Raw genomic sequence first — 3,767 nt, forward strand, 5'->3', positions numbered from 1 at the left:
CGGGGCGGGGGGCGGGGGTCACGGGCGGGGGGGGGCGGCCATTTTGACCTTCCCCCCCCGCGGGGGGGGCCCGGCGGGCCCCCCCCGGCGGTGCGGAGAACAGTGGCCGGACCAGCGGAGCACAGCGCACCCGGCAGCGCAGCAGAAAACGGTCGGCCCAACGGAGCACAGCGCGGAGCACAGCGCACCTGGCCGGTCAGACCTCCGTGACCTTTCCGCCGGCCACCTCGATACGGCGCGTCGTACGGACCGCGTCCAGCATCCGGCGGTCGTGGGTGACCAGCAGCAGGGTCCCCTCGTACGAGTCGAGCGCCGACTCCAGCTGCTCGATGGCCTCCAGGTCCAGATGGTTGGTGGGCTCGTCGAGTACCAGGAGGTTGACGCCCCTGCCCTGCAGCAGCGCGAGGGCGGCCCTGGTGCGTTCGCCCGGCGAGAGCGTGGTCGCGGGGCGCAGCACATGCGGCGCTTTCAGGCCGAACTTGGCGAGCAGCGTACGGACTTCGGCGGGCTCGGTTTCGGGGACCGCCGCGCAGAACGCGGCCAGCAGCGTCTCCGTACCGTGGAAGAGGGCGCGGGCCTGGTCGACCTCGCCGACGACGACGCCAGGGCCGAGCGCCGTGTGCCCGGTGTCCAGCGGGACGCGGCCCAGCACCGCACCGAGCAGGGTGGACTTGCCCGCACCGTTGGCCCCGGTGATGGCGACCCGGTCGGCCCAGTCGATCTGGAGGTGGGCGGGGCCGAAGGTGAAGTCCCCTCGGACGACGGTCGCGTCCCGCAGGGTGGCCACCACGGAGCCGGAGCGCGGGGCGGCCGCGATTTCCATGCGCAGCTCCCACTCCTTGCGGGGCTCGTCCACGACGTCGAGGCGCTCGATCATGCGCTGCGTCTGCCGGGCCTTGGCCGCCTGCTTCTCGCTCGCCTCGCTGCGGAACTTACGGCCGAGCTTGTCGCTGTCGGTCGCCTTGCGGCGGGCGTTCTTGACGCCCTTGTCCATCCAGCCGCGCTGCATCCGGGCCCGGCCCTCCAGAGCCGCCTTCTTGTCGGCGAACTCGTCGTACTCCTCCCTGGCATGCCTGCGAGCGGTCTCCCGCTCCTCCAGATATCCCGTGTAGCCGCCGCCGTACAGGGTGATCTGCTGCTGGACGAGGTCGAGTTCGAGGACCTTGGTGACCGTACGGGTCAGGAACTCCCGGTCGTGGCTGATGACGACGGTGCCCGCGCGCAGCCCGCCGACGAAGCGCTCAAGCCGGTCCAGCCCGTCGAGGTCGAGGTCGTTGGTCGGCTCGTCGAGGAGGAACACGTCGTACCGCGAGAGCAGCAGTGAGGCGAGACCGGCGCGGGCCGCCTGGCCGCCGGAGAGCGATGTCATGGGCTGGTCGAGGCCGACGGTCAGCCCCAGCGACGCCACCACCTCACCGGCCCGCTCGTCGAGATCGGCCCCGCCGAGGTCGAGCCAGCGCTCCAGCGTGACGGAGTAGGCGTCGTCGGCTCCCGCGACCCCGTCGACCAGGCCCTGGGTGGCCTCGTCCATGGCGCTCTGGGCAGCCGCCACCCCGGTGCGCCGGGCGAGGAAGCCGCGTACGGTCTCGCCCTCGCGGCGCTCCGGCTCCTGCGGGAGGTGGCCGACGGTGGCGGTGGGCGGCGAGAGCCTCAGCTCGCCCTCCTCCGGGGTGTCGAGCCCGGCGAGAAGGCGCAGCAGGGTCGATTTGCCGGCGCCGTTCACACCGACGAGACCGATCACATCACCGGGCGCCACCACGAGGTCGAGGCCGGAGAAGAGCGAGCGGTCGCCGTGGCCCGCGGCGAGGTCTTTGGCGACAAGGGTTGCAGTCATGAGGGAACCGATCCTAATCGGGGTGCGGCGCGGGCCCTGTGCGGCAGGGTCCGTGCGGCAGGATCCATGCCGGAATCCCGGCACATCCCTGTGGGGATCTGCGCCGGCACCCCGGGCTGCATCCGTGCCGGCATCCATGTCGGCCGAATGGCGATCCTGTGACAGCTGTGACCGTGGACATGACCAGAGGCAGCGGGGCTGAATAGGGTCGGACACCACGACGAACCATCACGACGAACCGCCACGACGAGCAAGACGAACAACACGGCAAACACAGCGACGAACACGACGACTTGGAGCATCAGTGCACCGCAGACTCATCGTCCCGGGCGTACTCGCGGCCGCCTCGCTTCTGCTGGCGATCCCGGCATCGGCGGCCGGCTTCACACCCGGGGCTCCGGGCATCGGCGACCCGTACTACCCGGCGTACGGGAACGGCGGATACGACGTCTCGCACTACGACCTCAAGCTGAAGTACCAGCCGTCGACCGACCGGCTGGACGGGACCGCGACGATCCTGGCCACCGCCACCCAGGACCTCTCCCGGTTCGACCTGGACTTCCTGCTCGACGTGAGCGAGGTCCGCGTCAACGGTGCCAAGGCGTCCTTCGCCACGTCCGGGCAGCACGAGCTGGTGGTCACCCCGGCCAAGGGCCTCGCCAAGGGCTCCGCCGTCACCATCGTGGTCCGGTACAGCGGTGTGCCGTCCACCAAGTCCGCGTACGGCTTCTCCACCTGGCACCGGACGCCGGACGGGGCGGTCGCGGCGGACGAGCCCGAGTCGGCGTGGTGGTGGTTCCCGAGCAACGACCACCCGCTCGACAAGGCCACGTACGACGTGTCGGTCTCGGTGCCCGACGGCACCCAGGCGATCAGCAACGGCGTGCTCCAGTCGCAGCGTTCGCAACTGGGCAGGACCACCTACAACTGGCGGTCGAACAAGCCGCAGGCGACCTATCTGACCACGCTCGCGGTCGGCAAGTTCGACATCACCACCGGCACCACGGATGCCGGGGTGCCGGTCGTCAACGCGTACAGCAAGGACCTCGGCGACAACGACGGCGCGGCGCGTGCCAGCGTGGAGCGGACCGGTGAGGTCGCCGACTGGCTGAGCGGGTACTTCGGCCCCTACCCCTTCAGTGCGCTCGGCGGCTATGTGCCGAACACCACGACGGGGTACGCGCTGGAGACCCAGACCCGCCCGTACTACAGCCCCAAGCAGTTCGCGAACGGGGCCAACGTGTCGGTGGTCGTCCATGAGCTGGCCCACCAGTGGTACGGCGACGACGTGTCCCTCAAGGGCTGGAAGGACATCTGGATCAACGAGGGGTTCGCTTCCTACGCCCAGTGGCTCTGGTCGGAGAGCCAGGGCGACGGGACCGCGCAGGAGCTGGCGGACTACGTGTACGCCTCGCACCCCGCAGACGACGCGTTCTGGACGGTGAAGCCGGGCGATCCCGGTGCGGCGAACCAGTTCGACGACGCCGTCTACGACCGGGGCGCCCTGGCCATCCAGGCGCTGCGCGACAAGATCGGTGACACCGCGTTCTTCAAGATCCTCAAGGGCTGGCCCGCCGAGCACGCCTACGGCAACGCGTCGGTGGCCGACTTCGAGAAATACGCCGAGCAGGTCTCGGGGAAGCCGCTGGCCGCCTTCTTCGACACCTGGCTGTTCACCCCGTCGAAGCCTGCCGCACCGGCGGCCCGGCAGGCCCGCCTCGCGCACACCGACGGCAGGCCCGTGGCGCCGGAGTCCTGGGCGCAGATCGAGCGGACCCACACCGTCCACGACCGCTGAGCCACCCCCTGACCGGAGCCGCGCCCCCCCGGGGCGGGGCGGGGGCGCGCCCCCCCCCCGGGGTCGGCGCCGGGGCGGGGGGGCCCGGCGGGGGCCGGGCCCGGGGGCGCCGGGGGGGGGGGGGGGGGGCGGGTG

Annotated in this window: 2 protein-coding genes; one reads left to right on the top strand and one right to left on the bottom strand. The window is 71.5% G+C overall.

All coding sequences use genetic code 11. The annotated features are described in order from the left end of the window. Window positions 1-196: 196 nt before the first annotated feature. Window positions 197-1,834 (bottom strand): ABC-F family ATP-binding cassette domain-containing protein, encoded by a 1,638-nt coding sequence (locus ACFXBC_RS20855; protein WP_385026231.1) that lies wholly within the window; start codon window positions 1,832-1,834, stop codon window positions 197-199. 304 nt (window positions 1,835-2,138) lie between these two features. On the opposite strand from ACFXBC_RS20855, the gene ACFXBC_RS20860 reads away from it, so the two are divergent. Further along, on the top strand, window positions 2,139-3,632 hold the full coding sequence (locus ACFXBC_RS20860) for a M1 family metallopeptidase (RefSeq protein ID WP_385026234.1): 1,494 nt from the start codon (window positions 2,139-2,141) through the stop codon (window positions 3,630-3,632). Window positions 3,633-3,767: the final 135 nt, after the last annotated feature.

Origin of the sequence: Streptomyces sp. NPDC059398 (assembly GCF_042751845.1) — a bacterium.
GTDB lineage: Bacteria > Actinomycetota > Actinomycetes > Streptomycetales > Streptomycetaceae > Streptomyces.

What these genes read in the sequence shown, in the direction of transcription:
- ACFXBC_RS20855 (WP_385026231.1), bottom strand. Translation starts at nt 1,834, where the DNA reads ATGACTGCAACCCTTGTCGCCAAAGACCTCGCCGCGGGCCACGGCGAC.